The sequence below is a fragment of the Alteromonas sp. S167 genome (assembly GCF_036864375.1).
Lineage (GTDB): Bacteria > Pseudomonadota > Gammaproteobacteria > Enterobacterales > Alteromonadaceae > Alteromonas.
In genome coordinates, this window is sequence record NZ_JAZETR010000001.1 from 522,179 (window position 1) to 538,607 (window position 16,429).

The 16,429-nt window shown below is 43.7% G+C and carries 9 protein-coding genes and 1 pseudogene; 7 read left to right on the forward strand and 3 right to left on the reverse strand.

The features are described 5' to 3' along the window. Positions 1–162: 162 nt before the first annotated feature. Positions 163–2,910 carry an insulinase family protein gene (locus V7R35_RS02200; RefSeq protein ID WP_334013022.1) on the reverse strand — a complete coding sequence of 916 codons (2,748 nt, stop codon included), beginning with the start codon at positions 2,908–2,910 and terminating at the stop codon, positions 163–165. A 179-nt stretch (positions 2,911–3,089) separates the two neighbouring features. Here V7R35_RS02200 and sixA point away from each other — a divergent pair, with 179 nt between their 5' ends. Together sixA and V7R35_RS02210 are read left to right on the forward strand one after the other, a co-directional pair. Next, positions 3,090–3,605 carry a phosphohistidine phosphatase SixA gene (sixA, locus tag V7R35_RS02205; RefSeq protein ID WP_334013023.1) on the forward strand — a complete coding sequence of 172 codons (516 nt, stop codon included), beginning with the start codon at positions 3,090–3,092 and terminating at the stop codon, positions 3,603–3,605. 148 nt (positions 3,606–3,753) lie between these two features. Continuing rightward, positions 3,754–3,939, forward strand: coding sequence for a hypothetical protein (locus V7R35_RS02210; RefSeq protein ID WP_334013024.1), 186 nt, complete (start codon positions 3,754–3,756; stop codon positions 3,937–3,939). Between the two features lie 95 nt (positions 3,940–4,034). Here the strand turns inward: V7R35_RS02210 and V7R35_RS02215 are convergent, their stop codons facing one another. Further along, the gene (locus V7R35_RS02215; protein WP_334013026.1) at positions 4,035–5,327 is read right to left on the reverse strand and encodes an HlyC/CorC family transporter; all 1,293 of its coding nucleotides are present in this window, start codon (positions 5,325–5,327) and stop codon (positions 4,035–4,037) included. Between the two features lie 158 nt (positions 5,328–5,485). Beyond that, positions 5,486–6,277: a cytochrome C assembly family protein gene (locus V7R35_RS02220; protein WP_334013028.1), complete on the reverse strand. Its 792-nt coding sequence runs from the start codon at positions 6,275–6,277 to the stop codon at positions 5,486–5,488. A 252-nt stretch (positions 6,278–6,529) separates the two neighbouring features. Between V7R35_RS02220 and ffh the strand changes: the two genes are divergently transcribed. The 5 genes and pseudogenes from ffh to V7R35_RS02245 all read left to right on the forward strand — a co-directional run bounded on the left by ffh (position 6,530) and on the right by V7R35_RS02245 (position 16,087). Further along, positions 6,530–7,969, forward strand: coding sequence for a signal recognition particle protein (ffh, locus tag V7R35_RS02225; protein ID WP_334013029.1), 1,440 nt, complete (start codon positions 6,530–6,532; stop codon positions 7,967–7,969). Between the two features lie 182 nt (positions 7,970–8,151). Beyond that, positions 8,152–10,236: pseudogene (locus V7R35_RS02230) on the forward strand (hypothetical protein). Between the two features lie 306 nt (positions 10,237–10,542). Beyond that, positions 10,543–14,241, forward strand: coding sequence for an ATP-binding protein (locus V7R35_RS02235; RefSeq protein WP_334013032.1), 3,699 nt, complete (start codon positions 10,543–10,545; stop codon positions 14,239–14,241). Then, positions 14,238–14,873: a hypothetical protein gene (locus tag V7R35_RS02240; RefSeq protein WP_334013033.1), complete on the forward strand. Its 636-nt coding sequence runs from the start codon at positions 14,238–14,240 to the stop codon at positions 14,871–14,873. Before V7R35_RS02235 ends, V7R35_RS02240 begins: the two co-directional genes overlap by 4 nt. After that, entirely contained in the window at positions 14,870–16,087 is a 1,218-nt protein-coding gene (locus V7R35_RS02245) for a phosphoenolpyruvate carboxylase (protein ID WP_334013034.1), read from the forward strand. The genes V7R35_RS02240 and V7R35_RS02245 overlap by 4 nt, the downstream gene beginning before the upstream one ends. Positions 16,088–16,429 lie beyond the last annotated feature (342 nt).

The window sequence follows — 16,429 nt, forward strand, 5'->3', positions numbered from 1 at the left end:
TTTATTTTTACTGGCAGCATCCCTAACAACCAGAATAATAAATATGCCGAATTAACGTAGCCTCTACAAGGATTTTTTAACTTTAAAAGGGTGATGGTTTACTTCTTGAGCAAACTTTATGGCGTATATCACTATATACGTATGGTGTGGCGCATTTTCAGGCTAATAGTAAGGAATAAGCTGTTTGAATTCTGAAATGCTATTGATCGTTCGTTTCGCGTTTGTTGTCATCGCCTCAAACTTGCCTTTTGAGTACAATACCAGCTCACCACAACGCTCTCTTTGTGCTAATTCTCCAGCAAAAGCTTGTACCTCTTCAAACGTTAAAGACTTTATTCTCTCGGCCAGCTTCGCGTTTCTATTAAAGGAAAGATCTTGTGTTCCCAAGCTTACCCAAAGCCGCTGAGATTTCATCGACAACGTGAGGTCACGCTCTTCCAGTTGTTTTATTAAGTTTTGCTGAATAGTTGGCCAATAAAAACGGTAAAACTCTAATTCGTGAAGCTGTTGAAACAGGAATGTGGTTATTGCATCAAGAAGCTGCTTTGGGCTGCATTGAGGGCTTTGGATATAAAAAGCCATACCTGGATGCTGATTATGCGGAACGAAACCAGTACCCACAATATAACCCAATTGTTGTTCAGTTCTCAGCGCGTTGAAAAACGGTGCTGCTAGCATTTGTTCAATGACCATGCATAAAACGGTATCGGTAAGTTCTTGCGATGGCGCTTGTAAGTAGAGTACTACGGCAGAATCATCATGATTACAGGTTACTTCGTGGTATAGCGTTTCGCCAATCGGTAACTTTGATACCGACCTAGATAGAGGTTGGCTATTCGCATTCGCGCAGTGTTCTTTTATTTGATTGCAAAATGAGCCCGCATCTTTACTTGTCCAATTACCGTGCATAAAGGCTTCGACAAAATATTGACTAAAAGCGGCCGACTTAAACTCGAGCAATTGTGAATATGAAATGTTGTCAATTACATCTAGTAGTTCAACCGGCGCTTGCGTATTTCGTTGAATAAGTACACTTAGTCTAGAGAACAAACGGTTAGTGGGTTTGTTTAGTAACGAGTTATGAAGGCTTTGTATCTGCAGCGCTTTGTGATGCTCAAAGTCTCTTTCTGAAGGAGTAAAGTTGATAACGGCATCGAGCAGTTGATTAGCTAGCAACGTTTGTTGATTAGTGAAGCCTCGCGTGTGCAAGGTAAAGCCCGCTTGGTGGCCATAAATTCGATAATGTAAACCTGCAATTTCAGCGCGATAATATCTTGCCTGAAGGTGATCGTTCAACGCGCCTAGCCATATACGCTTTGCTGCTACTGCTGGCAATGAATCTGAAAAGTCAGCAGAATCGAAAGAAACGTAGATATCGCCCTTAGGGCTGTGAAATTGTTGATCTTGTGCAAACCAAAACCTGAAGCCTGACGCTTCATGCATCTTATTAGGCGTATCAAAAGAGGTTTCAGGCAAGACTAATTGGTACTCACTGCCCAAGTAAGGGTTCGCTGGAGGCAGTTGCAAAGCTTCAATTTTTTGGGGAGAGCGAAAAGCGATTAACTCTTTTTCGTCAACAGCTTCAACACTGTATTCGGCATTGTAAAATGCACATACCTTTGTTGTTTTGACGTCTTTTGATATCAGTTTTATTCGCAAGTTATTCGGCGTAAAGAAAGACAGCGCATGCTCTAAAACTGCTTTATCATAATTACCTATTGTGGTGCGAAGCTCGTTAAGTTGCTCAGGAGTAAAAAGAAATTGATGCTGGGCATATTCTGTTACAAGACTGAGTGATTTGACGTTTTCTTCATGTTCAAGTGCGAGCGCATTAAGCTTGGCTTTTTCTTCGTATCGCCACGCCTCACCTGACGACTGTCTTATGAGAGCGATGTAACTAAAAAGCGCCTCTACAACGCGATATCTATTTTCTAATCCTTTTTGAGTAAGCTGAAAACTGACATTGAAATCTTTAAATGCGTCACCTTCAATACCAGAACCGGCTATAAGATTTAGCGCCCATTCTTTCTGTTTTAGATACGCTAATAAACTTCCTTCACCTTCATCGCCAATTAAATGACTTATATAATTCAACGGCTTACTTTTGTAGTCATTTTGCAATGCTGGCAATGCGAAAGTTACGATCATCCGCTTCGCAGCCTGCAGTGGATGAATATTTATCTGCACACCGAGCTCATTTTCTGTGTACAAGCTTGGCCAGTTATCATTGGCAAGTTTGCCAGCTTTGAAAGAACCGAAACACTGATGTATTAATGCCTCTAGTTGTTGAATAGGCATGGGACACGAAATACATAACCTCATATTCTGTGCACAATACAGCGCACCGTGCATTGTTTTAAGTCGTGACTTTAATTCAGTGCTTGAATGCTTTGAAAAGGTATCGCTGTTTCCTACTGAAAATTTGGCAAACGGGTGCTCTGGATTACATGTTTCTTTGTGAATTTGATAAAGCCGGCGTAAATCGTCTTTTTTCTTAAATTCAAATTCAGCGTGAATATTTTTTATTTCATTACACAACGACGCTTCTTCGAAAAGCGGTTGCCGTAGCATGTCTGCGAAAGCGGGAAGGGTTTGTGCCACCGCGTCGCCTGAACAGTGGTAATGGTAGTTGGCATATTCAGTGCCTGTCCAAGCATTTATATTGCCACCATGCTGCTCTATGAATCCATTGATGGCATTCGGTTTTGGTAAGTGCCTACTGCCCATAAACAGCATATGCTCTAATAGGTGTGCAAGCCCGTGACAGTCGTCGGGGTCATAAAAGTGACCGGCTCTAATCGACATCGACACATTCGTTTCGTTGAGATTCGGTGTGTGACACACCATCACGCGCAAACCGTTGGGTAGGCTGAAGTGATGCGCGTTTTCGAAGTCGATAGTGTTATTCACATTTTCTCGCTATTTGGCAGTCAATGATAAATTGAGAACTGTGCGACGATTATTTAGAAATGTCTAATGTACAAAACCAATAATAGCTAAAAATTTCTATAATTCACCGTTTATTACTATGCGTATTATCAGCACTTTGATATCGTAACAATTCTTTCATTAATAGTATGCGCAATGTTATGTCAGGTCAAAGTAGCAACGACGACATCTATCTTTTTATCATGCGTCATGGCGAGGCTGAAGCACCACGATTGGACGATAAAAGCCGCCAGTTAACCGCGCTCGGAAGAGAGCAATCTACGCTTGCTGCACAGTGGTTGAAAGCGCACTATTGCAACAATGGTGCTGTAGACTTGGCATTGGTTAGTCCATACCGTAGAGCGCGTCAAACCCACGACATGGTTTCGTTAGACATTATTGCAAATAAAATCGAAAACAATGATGACATTGTACCTGATGGTTCACCGCGCCTTGTTAGCGACTACATCGATGCAAGAGTGCATGCTGCTGTAAATGCGAAAAAGCCAATTAAATCAATGCTCGTAGTAAGCCATATGCCATTGGTTAGCTACCTGGTCGACGAGCTTTGCCAGTCGTATACCACCAGTCTATTTTCGACAGCGTCCATTGCTGTCATAAAATACTCACTCAAAGACCATAAAGGTACGCTAGTTACACACTATCAAGGTGTATAGTATCAAGGTATATAGTCGCTCTATTTTCTGTTTCAGCACTTCTTAGTTATTTGTTTAATATTTTTCAGCAAAAAACGTTAAGTAAATAGTTTCTCGGTCGATACTTCCTTTGAGAGTGTCAAAGTTTATTCTATTGAAGGGTTGGGAAATGGACAGCAAATCTATTCCTGAGCTCCTTAAGCGTTCGTTGCAGTCGCATATGGCGGAGGCAGATTTGCGTGAAGATGAGGAGACGCAGGATATAATTGCTAAGCTATCTGTTTTATCAGACAAGGTAGCGGCTGCAAAAGCGAAAGCGTTAGCCAAACGGGCTGAGCGCGCTAGCACGAAATAAGTGATAAATAATATTCAGGCCACTAGCGCACAGATTGTCGCTACGCGACACAATCTATGCTTACCAGTTCTTTCAATGTAGTACAGCGCCGGTTTCTAGTCCAACCCACCATCTTTAGGCGCAACATAAAACTCAGGCATTATTCTTACGGTTTTAATCATGTTTTCCGTAATGTCCACTATCTCGAGCGGATAGCCCGCTAAACGCACGCTTATCTTGTTTTCCGGAATATCTTCTAAATACTCCAACAATAATCCATTTAGTGTTTTAGGTCCTTCGGTTGGTAAGTTCCAATCCATTTCTTTGTTTAATTCACGTATGTTGGCACTGCCATCAACTAATACTGAGCCGTCTTGCTGGACGTGGGCTTCTTTGCTGTGATCTGGCACCATGCTAGTGGTAAAGTCACCAATAATTTCTTCTAGAATGTCTTCTAGCGTGACTAGCCCCATAATGTCGCCATACTCATCAACCACCAAAGCAATACGCTCTTTTTCCGCCTGGAATTTATACATTAAGGTATGCAATGGCGTAGATTCTGGCGTGTAGTAAATTTCACGAACCGCTCGAAGCAAACTTGATTTAGTAAATTGGTCTTTAGAAAGTAGCCGCAGTGCATCACGAACATGAACAAAACCAACCGCATCGTCGATACTGTCTCTGTAAAGTAAAACGCGCGTATGCTGGGCATGGGTCAGTGACTTTTGTATTTTCTTCCAGTCATCATTAATGTCGATAGCAAAAATCTCCGCCCTCGGCACCATGATGTCTTCAGCGGTAACGCTTTCTAAATCAAGAATACTCACCAGCATATCTTGGTGTTTTTTAGGTATCATCGTACCTGCTTCAAACACCACAGTTCTAAGTTCTTCTCTGCTTAGTGAGTCGTCATTACCGTTAGCCGTGCTAATACGAAGCATAGCTAAAATGCCGTTGGTAATACCATTAATAGCAGCTACGAAAGGGTACATTAACGTTAGCAGCGGCAATAAAATAATTGAGCTTGGAAAGGCTACTTTTTCTGGATATAAGGCAGCAAGCGTTTTAGGGGTTACTTCGGCGAATATCAGAAGAACCAGCGTTAATCCAAATGTTGCCGCGAATAAGCCCCAGTAATCACCGAAAAGGCGAATGCATAATATAGTGGCAAGTGATGATGCGGCAATGTTGACTAAATTGTTACCAATTAGAATTAAGCCTATCAGGCGGTCAGGGCGGTCAAGCAGCTTTGCAACGCGAATAGCTGAGCGGTTTCCTTCACCTTGAAGGTGTTTAAGGCGATATCGATTAATCGACATCATTCCAGTTTCAGAACTGGAAAAATACGCTGATAATAATATGAGTACGCCGAGCGCGATAAACAGCGTACTCGTTGATATGTCGTCCAAGTATGGGGTTCCTGTCTTTAATTAGCCTTCAAATGTAGTTTTTTGAGCAACGGGTTTCAAGCGAAATGTGCTGAAATGTAACAATGCTAGGCGAGTTTTCAAAAATTTAGCCTTCTATGGATCAGCATGAATACTATGAAGCGTGTTCTTTGATGGGGTTAGAGGATAAGTTCTCTTACTAATTTGCTACCGAAATACGCCAATGACAGCAAAATCACGCCAACAATAGTTAGCACAATAACTTGCTTTCCGCGCCACCCTTTTATCTTTTGGCCTGCTAACAATATAACAAACACAACGAGTGCCGCGATAGACAGAGCGGTTTTATGCGCATACGCCTTACTAAACATGTCATCTAAGAAAAGAAAGCCGCTTAGCAATGAGACAGTAAGCAGTGTGGTTCCAGCAAGTAACAGTTTAAAAAGGATGCCCTCTACTAACATAAGCGGCGGTAGCGACGAATGTAACAATGCGGCCCCTTTCTCTTTTAGGCGGTACGTTATGTAGGACATTTGCAGAGCATACAAAAAGGCTATTACAAGCGTACAATAAGCGAATAACGACAAGCTGATATGGATGACCAGTCCAGGCTGCAGTTCAATATGCATAATGTAGCTTACAGGAATAAATTTCGACACCAGCACAGAGAAGCTAGCGAAACTAAATACAACGGGTAGTAGAATTAAATTTGGGATAGCGCGAGCAAAAAGCAGCATTGAAACGGTTATGATCCAAGACACTAAAGAGAGTACATTAGTAACACTCATGTCTTGCCCGGGAGCTCCCATAATGGCATTGGTCAAGTACGCAATGTGCGCAATAACACCCACACTGGCCAAGGATAATCCAAGCTTTTTATTAGGACCATCTTGATGGACAAACTTGCCAATTAACACTGCGGCTGCAAGTGCGTAGAGAAGAGCGGCAGAAATGGCGAAAAGGGTGTTCATGTTGCTTCCTGTATTGCAATGGTGAGTAGGTTCACCTGCTAAGTCGGTATTGATACTTCAACTTGCACGGAAATTCAACCATCTCCTTGATTTTGTTTGTTTCGCGCCCATTTTCACTGTATGCAAATTATGCGTGTAGCCAAGCTATTAATTCATTGAATGTAAAAATTAACCGTGTTTACGGGTACGTTAGCAAAACCTTTTACGTTACAATGTACGCATTACGTCTGAAATAAAAAGAAGTTTCATACTATGTTTGAGAATTTATCAGAACGCTTAGGCCAAACATTAAGAAATGTTAGCGGCAAAGGGCGTCTTACAGAAGACAATATCAAAGAAACACTTCGCGAAGTGCGCATGGCTTTACTTGAGGCCGACGTTGCACTACCTGTTGTAAAAGCGTTTGTTGCACAGGTGAAAGAGCGCGCGGTAGGCACTGAAGTAACAAAGAGCCTTAAGCCCGGTCAAGTTTTCATAAAAATTGTTCAGTCCGAACTTGAGTCAGTAATGGGTGAAGCAAATGAAAAGCTGAACCTTGCAACGCAACCACCGGCTGTAGTGCTTATGGCAGGTCTTCAAGGTGCGGGTAAAACGACCTCGGTTGGTAAACTTGCTAAATACCTTACCGAGCGCGAAAAGAAAAAAGTAATGGTAGTGAGTGCTGACGTTTATCGACCAGCCGCCATAAAACAGCTTGAAACCCTTGCGGGTGAAGTGGATGTTGCATTCCACCCATCAACAATTCTTCAACAGCCAGTTGACATTGTTAATGATGCAATTGCAGAAGCAAAGAAAAACTTCTTTGACGTGCTACTTGTAGATACAGCAGGGCGTTTACATGTCGACAATGACATGATGGACGAAATTAAAGAGCTTCATGCTGCTGTTAAACCCGTTGAAACCTTGTTCGTAGTAGACGCTATGACGGGTCAGGATGCCGCGAATACCGCTAAAGCATTTAACGATGCGCTGCCGCTAACGGGCGTTATCCTTACGAAAGCTGACGGTGACGCCAGAGGTGGTGCTGCGCTTTCGGTACGTCACATTACTGGCAAGCCGATTAAGTTTATCGGTATGGGCGAGAAAGTTGATGCGCTAGAGCCATTCCATCCTGAGCGTATTGCCTCGCGTATTCTTGGTATGGGCGATGTGCTTAGCTTAATTGAAGAAGTTGAGCGCAAGGTTGATAAATCAAAAGCCGAAAAGCTTGCGAAGAAAGTTCAAAAAGGTAAAGGATTTGACCTTCAAGACTTTAAAGATCAGCTTGAACAAATGAAAAACATGGGCGGCATGATGGGAATGCTAGATAAGCTTCCTGGCATGGGCGGCATGACGGATAAAATTAAAGACCAAGCCAACGACAAACAGTTTAATCAGATGGAAGCCATCATTAATTCGATGACGCCAGCAGAGCGCGCACGCCCAGATATGATTAAAGGGTCGCGCAAACGTCGTATAGCCGCAGGTTCTGGCACACAAATCCAAGATGTAAACCGTTTGCTTAAACAATTCACGCAGATGCAGAAAATGATGAAAAAAATGTCGGGCGGCGGCATGAAGAAAATGATGCGTCAAATGAAAGGCATGATGCCACCAGGTGGCGGTTTCGGTGGACCAGGAGGGCCGGGTGGTCCAGGCGGCTTCGGAGGTCCAGGCGGTTTTGGCGGTGGCGGTGGTTTCCCACCTCGCTAAAAGGTAGCAGTCCTACAGCTATAATTAAAGCCTCAACGTGTTTCACGTTGGGGCTTGTTTATTTTCTGCATCTAATTCAAATTTTGGAACGTACGGCTTTGTGAAATAAATGTCTTCGTAATGTTTAGAAGTTGTTGCGAACGGGTTTTGTATATGAACAAAGAAATTGTATAGAGACAAATATGAATATAGGTAAAGCTTCACAACAAAAATTTAAGGTTTCACTTCTTGCATCGTTTATGGTTTTGGCATTGGGCGCATGTGATGGCGATGATGGTATCAACGGTCTTGATGGTGCTAATGGAGTTGACGGTGCTGACGGCGCTCCGGGGCAAGATGGCGCGCCTGGACAAGATGGTAGTCCGGGTTTTGATGCTGCAACATTTTTAGTTGCTAATAACGGAGACACTAATCGAAACACGGTTAGTTCGGTGGATCAAAACGCAAATGTGTTGACCAATGTTACTACGGGAGCAAACCAAGGCGTTGTGTTTACTCAAAACAGTACGCTCGTTCAGGCCGGAGATAGTGACTTGCCGCTTGTACGCAGTATGTGTAACTTCGATGCACAGGATGGCTTTTCAGCAAGAACGGGTCACGAAATAACAGGCGCTGCCACTGGGCTGGTCAATCCAAAAGGTATTGCATTTGCTGAAGAAGCTGGCTTGATTATGATAGCCGACTTTAACGGGCAGAAAGTAAGTGTATTCGGCGGTCAAGCAGCTGGAGATGTAGCTCCTGTCGCTGAAATTATGACGTCTGCTAAACCTTGGGATGTAGCATACGACGAGCAAAACGATAGGTTATTTGTAGCGTTAACAGATGGAACGTTGGCGGTATACGATGACGTTGCACAATCTGGGTTTGCGCCAACGGTAATGCGTTCTGTTGTGCCTTCAGATGCAGATGGTAATCAGATATCAGTGAACCTTCACGGCATCTCTTATGAACCAATGTCTAATCGAATGGTATTATCAGATGTTGGGGATGCCGCAGTTGCAGATGATGGACAGATTTTCGTTATCGAGAATGTTTCTATGGCGGATGGCGCCGTAGAGCCTGCAAGAGTAATCGCCGGTCCAGCAACACAGCTTGGTAACCCTGTTGATATTTTGCTCACTGGCTCAGATTTGCGAGTAGCTGAAAAATCGAATGACGCAATTTTAGTCTTTTCAAATATTTTCAGCGGCGCCAGTGGCGATATTGCTCCTACGCTTGCAACACCTTCCATTAAGCCTGAATCAATTACAGAATTTGCAGATGTTGAAGCTATTGTCGATGCATCAGACGATGGCTTGACCACAGTTCCAATCATGGGACTAGCAGTATCAAGTAACCCTTCAACAGACGGGCCAACAACCGGGGAAGTTGCACAATACAGCGCATTACTATCAAGTCAAACAAGTAGTTTTAATGCTGGAATGAGTATCGAAAGTGCCGCATTTACGGGAAGTGGTGACGGTGTTATTACCTTTGATGATCCAACCACATCAACCGGCGGGTTGATTGTTGTTAACCGTATTAAAACCATGCGTGATGGCATGATGTACAACGAAAGCATGGACCACATGATAGCAGGTAGTTCAACGGGACTAATTGCCCCTAAAGGCTTAGATATTTCCTCAAATGACGGTGTGGTATTCGTGGCCGACGTGAACGCTACCACACCAGCTGTACGCGTTTTCTCGCCTTGTGCATCAGGCGATGTTGCACCACTGCTTACATTGGAGGCTGCTAATGGCGGTAGACCATGGGACGTTGACTACGACCCAGCTACCGATACAGCGTACCTTGCACTAACCAATGGTACGGTTGCAGTATTCGAAGAAGTGATCCGCCGAATGAACGGTGGGGAAACCGTTCTTACAGGTGAAGACAGGCTGATTATACCTGCAAGTGCTGATACTGCGTTTGCTGCACCCACTAATCTTCATGGTATAGACTATGATGTCCAGAGCGATAGCTTAGTGGTTTCTGATGTGGGAAGTGCTGCAGATGCCACCGATGGTAAATTGTATGTCATTCCAGGTGCTAGTCGTGCTGATGGACTGACTAACGTATCAGTAAACATCGCTGGCCCTAATTCGATGTTAGGTAATCCAGTTGACCTAATGATGAGCAATGGTCATGTGTATGTTGCCGAGAAGTCTAACGGTATGATTTAACGCTTCGACAATATCTTAAACTCTCCTTCTGGTGATATTACAGCAACATTTAGTGCTATGTATCCTGCGCCAGAATCGGTTCAAGTATTGTCAATTAAGTAACGCTCAAGCCGTAATATAAACATTGAGGTACGCTGTCTTTTGATGCACGTACTTCAATGTTTTACACACCCTTTTAAACTTCTCTGCACGCCATTTTTAATCTTCAGCATATTTGATTTAGCACGCTTTGTAGTCAACTAACAACGTGACATCTGTGCAAATTCCTCAATTCATAATACACTGACCGGCTAGGTATTCAGCGCGTACTAACAGTAGCACTACTATGCTGCCAGAAGCATAATAAAATCAGTGCGTTGTAGTACTGTATGAAGGTTCATACAGCAGATTAAACAATACAGGAACACTATGGCAGGCTTAAAACGTATAATTCTTATCGACACGCATTTGCCAGGCGTGGTTGAGCTAAAGCTTGATGGACACACCAATATATGTGGAACAAATGCATCGGGTAAGACCACTTTGCAGCGTCTTATTCCCGTGTTTTATGGTGAATACCCAAGCCGAGTGGTTCCTGCAACACGAGATAGCTTTGAACGTTGGTACTTACCTCGTTTATCAAGTTTTATTATCTATGAATATACCCGTGCTGAAGGTGATTTATGCCAAGCAGTGCTAAGTTCAAATGGCACGGGTGTAAATTACCGTTTAATTGGTAAGCCTTTTGACATTGCCGATTACCTAATTGAACAAAAAAGCGGTAAACATGCCAGTGTAAGTAGTGCAGAGCTAGCGCGCGCTATGAAACGCAACAACGTAATGGTTACAAGCCTGCTTAATACCAAAGATTTCCGCGCAATCGTACAAAACGACCATGGTGTGCTTAATCAAAGTAACAATGCGCGTGAATTACTCGGTTACGCAAAAATATTCAGCCTGTGTGAGCCATCAAAGCACATGCGTCATATCGAAAAACTCGCAAAAGCGGTGCATTCAAAAGAAGGCAAGATGGAAACCATCAAAGCCATGATTGCCGCAATTTTAGAGGAAGATGGCGTAACACCACCAACCTCTGGCCTTAGTCGGCATCGCGTAGATGACTGGATTAAAGAGTGTCATTTAATAAAACAATTCGACAAAATTCGCCCAGAGTTTTCAAAACTTGAACAAGCGGATATGGCATTAACGTCAACAGAGCAAGTGCTTGCTAACCTTAAGCACAGTTTTGAACTTGATAAAACCTACCTTGCTGCTCGCGTTGAAACTACAAAGAATGAACTTGACGAAAACAGCTTTCAGCGCAAGCAAACTGACAGTGAGTGGGGCGATACTCGTGACCACTTAAACCAAGTTATTTCTGCTGCCCGCGCCGATGTTGAAAAATTTACCAGCGAGCTCGACACGGTTGAGCAAGAATTCGATAAGTGGCAAGACGAAAATATCGAGCAGCTTAAAGAAGATGTTGCCAATTTATCGCAATGGCAGAATGAAAAATCGTTGGCAGAGAGCCGGTATATTCTGCTTACTGAAAAGCACCAAGATATAGAGTCTGCATACAATAGGCGTTTAGCTGAGCTTGGCGAAAAGTTATCTATCTCTTTAGAAGAAATGTCGGCTGCTCGCCAAGAAGCTGCCGAGAACAAGGCAGAGCAGCAGCAAAATGAACGAGAAGCGTTAAGCCGTATTCAAGATGATTACACGAGCCAGCTGAATGCGCTTAACAACGACTATCAAAATAGTTTAAGCGAATTAAAGGTAGCTGAAGCTGAGCTTAAAGCGTCGTTAAGCAATGCTGGCTACAACGAATTTGAGCAATCTCAGCTAGATATTTTAGATGCGGCAATAAAAGAAGCGTCGGTTAACGAAGATGCGGCTAGGGCAGAGCTTCGACAGTCTCAGCAAGCACACAATAAAGCCGTTGAATTTCGCAAAGAGTGTTCTAACGCTCTCGATAAGGCACGCGGTGCATTTCAGTTAGAAGAAAAAGCGGTTAACAAGATTAATGCCTTGTTATACCCAGGTGAAGGATCATTGCTTGAGTTTTTGCGCGCCAATGTTGACGACTGGGAGCTTTCTCTAGGTAAAGTCATTCGTCCAGAGTTACTAGAACGTACCGATCTTGCGCCTGAAATGGGAGATGCAACCGATACGTTTATGGGAATTAAGCTGGCGCTTGGTGAGCTTGATACGCCAGATTATGCCTATACCGAGCAAGCGCTTAAACAGCAGCTTCAGGAAGCGGAAATACGTCAGGCGGCGTCACTTGCTGCGCAGAATGAATGCGAACAGCGACTAGCAAAAGCGAATGAAGACGTACGCAATGCCGAGCTTGTGGTAACGCAGAAAGACAATGCGGTTAAAAGTGCTGAGGCTTCTAGGAAACGAGCACAGCAAGATAGAGACACCGTACTCAGTGAATATCAACAAGCGTTGTCTGCAAGAAAGCAAAAAGCAAAAGCAAAACTTGAAAGTAATCAGCAAGCGCAAAAACAACAAAAAGCCCAGTTCGAGCTAAGTCGAGAGGAAATAAAAGATCAGCAGCGCGAAGCGCAAACCGAACATAAATTTCACTGGCAACAGCTTATCGCAGACAGTGAAGCACGTGTGTCACAGCTAGATAGTGACATGCGCAAAGCGAAAGAAAGCGCTGCGAAAGATCGCCAAGACATGCAAGACTGGCTTGAAAGTGAATTAAATAATCGAGGCGTAGATGTTGACGAAATAGGCCAGTTGAAAAAAACAATCAACAAGCTTAAAGAAGATATCGCTCGCACTGAAACACATCGTCACAAAGTGGCCGATTACGAGCGCTGGTACACTAATGTGTTTACAAAGCAAAAAGTGGTGTGGCAAGAAGGCCTATCGAAATCTCGTAAATTACTAGGGGAATCTGAGCGAAGCCTAGCAAGCAAACAAAGTATGTATAAAGCTACTCGCGAACAGCTGCAAGAACAGCATGCCCAGCTTGAAGCAACGTTAAAAACCTCAACTGAGCACTTAGAACAAGTTAGATCATTAAGTAAGTCTTTGGCAAAACTCTCGCTTCACGCAGGCGATGAAAGCCTAGAAATTAAGCACGATGATGTAAGTATTGGCCAGCGTATTTCAGAGGTTCAGAGTCAGCTACAAGAGCGTGAAAATTTACTCAGTGATATACGCGCTTATGTTGAGCGTTTCGATCAGCTAATTGCTGCTCAGGCGGGCACGGGGTTATCAGACACGTGGGAACGCGCGCGTGAGGAATGTGCAACGCTTAATGCGCATGGAGTGAAAAGTTTTGATCATCGCCGTATGGTGTCGCATCTTGCTCAATTGCTTAACGTTATCGTGCCCCAAAAGCTACAGGGGTTACGTGAGCAAGGCCGTATTTTTGGTGCTGACCTCTCACAATACTACTTCGTTCTAGCCGATATCGATAAACGCATTGTGTCGCAAAGCCGTCGCATCACCCAAGAGGTTGATGGCGACTTATCGCTTGACGGTGTATCAGATTCCGCAGTGAAAATTCGCTCTCGTATTAGCGAACTTGAATTTTGGCCAGAACTTGAGCAGTTCAGAAAGCTTTATGAGCACTGGATGGAGGAGGGCGCGAACGAATTGCCTGAAGAAGAGTACGGCCAAAGCATGCGTCGAGTGCTAGATATTCTTGGGCGCGCCGCGCTTACCGGAGGTATCAGTAAGCTGCTTGATATCGAGCTACATCTTCGTGAAGGTAATAGCGACCTTGTTATTCGTACCGACCGTCAGCTTAATGAGTCCTCGAGTCACGGTATGGCGTACCTTATTTTGTGTAAGTTTTTATTGGCCTTCACCCGTCTTCTTCGTGGTGATGCCGATGCCACGGTGCACTGGCCTATTGATGAATTAGGTACGTTGCACCAAAACAACGTGAAGAAAATTTTCGAAGCATGTCAAAACAATAACATTAGCGTAGTGGGGGCATTCCCTAACCCTGAGTCGGAAGTACTTACTCTGTTTGAGAACCGTTATTTAATTGACAAAGTCACACGTCAATTGCAGGTGGTGCAACCAAAAGCAAGCACTATAGCAGCTAGAATTAAAGCAAGAAAAAGCGGTGAAGTAGCCGGTGAGGAGACATCAGCATGATGACAGAACAAGGCCGTGTGCTAAGTGCACTTTTACAGGGCGCGTTTATTTGTCAGGTAACCGACGAAGAAGGCTGGCGCTTTTTAAAAAGCAGAGACAATGCCGCGCAACTCGAACCTCACCTTACGCTGTTAAACCGTACACTTTCTACTACCGCTGAAGGCGACGTATTTTTTGCTAGTTATCTCACAATAGGCGAAAGCGAAAGAAAGGTACTCACGCAGCAGTTTCAAGATACGGCGTCAAACCTTGTTCCTTTGGTTGAATGGCTTCTTCTTGTGCAGCAAGCGAACGAGTCAGACATGCCTATCACCATGGGCAGTGCAATTCGCTTAAATGAGCTGCAAACTACCATTGAGGATACGCCAGCATATGCCGAGCAGCTTGAGAAGATTTCTCGCTATCGTATGTTTGGCTCTACCAGTGTTAACTTGGACGGCCAATTAAAGCAGGTATTTAAACGTTTAACAGAAATGGGGTATTTAATTAAACCCAATCCAGATAAACAGATATATCTGGGCACAGGTAAAATTGAACACCTTTATGAGATGCTGCGCTTTATTGACGAAACCGAGGCGCTTAGTTTATCCGAACAGGCGGAGGCCGCTATTTCGCAAGGTAGCCTGATATGAGCCAAGTGTTAATACAGGCCGGCACCAAACTGCTTAATGCGTTAGGTCGCCATAGCGACTTAATCATGCAGGCGTATGTTAATGGTTCGGTAAAAGAGCGTGATTACAGCCCTAAAGTGCTAGAGCAGTTAGTACAGTTAGGCGTGCTGTGGCGCCCAGAAGCGCAAAGCGAGCTACGTCTAAAAAGTGCGGTAAGAACCTTACTTGAAGGAAGCTTACAAGACGAGCGAAATCGCACCATTAACGCCAATATTGGTGCATCGTTAGCAAGTTTAAAAACACTTACCGAACACTATAAAGAAGCGCTACATTACAACAAATACAACGAAGCGGCAGCCCATATGGGCGATTTAACCGAGCACGTTTATCAGCTATCTGAGTCGTTGAGCAATAGCGTACGTGTAATGTTTAGCCGCATAAATAACGAATTTGGTTATGTATCGTCGGTTGAGGCAAAAATTCGTGAAAACGAATTGGCGCAAGGGCAGGTAACAGACTTGCTTGCGCAACTTGAGTGCTTTCGCTTTGACGAGCTTAGTGAACTTGCCGGCTCTAACCGTGAACTTCGTCATTTGCTTGTTGTTTCGCTACAACAGCGTTTTGCAAAAGCAGCGCAAGAGCTTTCAGTGGTTCAAGCTCGCTTGCTTGACTTACTAGGTCGCTTTAGAGAGTTTCAAGGGCGCACTCGATTGCTTAAAGGCTTTTTGCTGCATATGGAGCAACAGCCCGACTTTGTCCCAGGTAATTATGCCAACCTTACTAATGTACCGGTATTGTTTAATCAGTCTACATCAACGATTTCGACTGCTGCGGCAAATGTAAATAACGTTGAACACGAAGTTGATTATCAACAAATAGTGGCATCACTTACACATGTGCATAAACGCAAAGTGAAGCACGAAGACACCAAGCCTGTTGATATTGACGTAACCGAACAATCTACGGTGTCGCTAGAAAAAGATCCGCTGCAAAAAGCGGTAGAAGCTTATTTCTGCGACGTTATTGACTCAGGGCAGCCAAAAACTGCATTAGATTATTATGAAGAACAGTCGCTTGAGTTCGATCCTGAAGTATGGATTTACCAAGTTATTGGTGGTTATCAGGCTTTGGACGACCAGGATAAGCAGTTTTTTGCATTAGAACCGCACGGTAATAACGATAAAGTCTATACCGGCAATTTTTATATCAGCGATATCACGCTTGGATTGAGGTAGCGTTAGAGATAACGGTAAAGCTATTTAAAATCAGAAAATTAGAAAGCCCGTCTGCATGATGTCTTTTTTGTAAATTAAGGAGAGTTAGGCAAAGCGGGTTTTTTTTGTGTCTGTTATCAAAAAAAATTGAGCATAACGCTCTTGGCTGATGTCTAAATGTCGATATAATGCTATAGGTGTTTACACTTATTTAACATTTGAACTTTAACGTTCACGAAGACGTAACTCTTCTGTCAATTTAACGGTCTATGTTAGTACAAGTGCCAAAACACAGCTGAAGCAGCTTTCAATAGGGCTGCACGTAGAAGTGTTCTGCAGGATGCGGAACAAGCAGTGGTACTG

Bases quoted from the DNA above. Each gene is read 5' to 3' on its own strand.
- sixA (WP_334013023.1), top strand. From the start codon at position 3,090: ATGTCAGGTCAAAGTAGCAACGACGACATCTATCTTTTTATCATGCGT.
- V7R35_RS02210 (WP_334013024.1), top strand. From the start codon at position 3,754: ATGGACAGCAAATCTATTCCTGAGCTCCTTAAGCGTTCGTTGCAGTCG.
- V7R35_RS02220 (WP_334013028.1), bottom strand. From the start codon at position 6,277: ATGAACACCCTTTTCGCCATTTCTGCCGCTCTTCTCTACGCACTTGCA.
- ffh (WP_334013029.1), top strand. From the start codon at position 6,530: ATGTTTGAGAATTTATCAGAACGCTTAGGCCAAACATTAAGAAATGTT.
- V7R35_RS02235 (WP_334013032.1), top strand. From the start codon at position 10,543: ATGGCAGGCTTAAAACGTATAATTCTTATCGACACGCATTTGCCAGGC.
- V7R35_RS02240 (WP_334013033.1), top strand. From the start codon at position 14,238: ATGATGACAGAACAAGGCCGTGTGCTAAGTGCACTTTTACAGGGCGCG.
- V7R35_RS02245 (WP_334013034.1), top strand. From the start codon at position 14,870: ATGAGCCAAGTGTTAATACAGGCCGGCACCAAACTGCTTAATGCGTTA.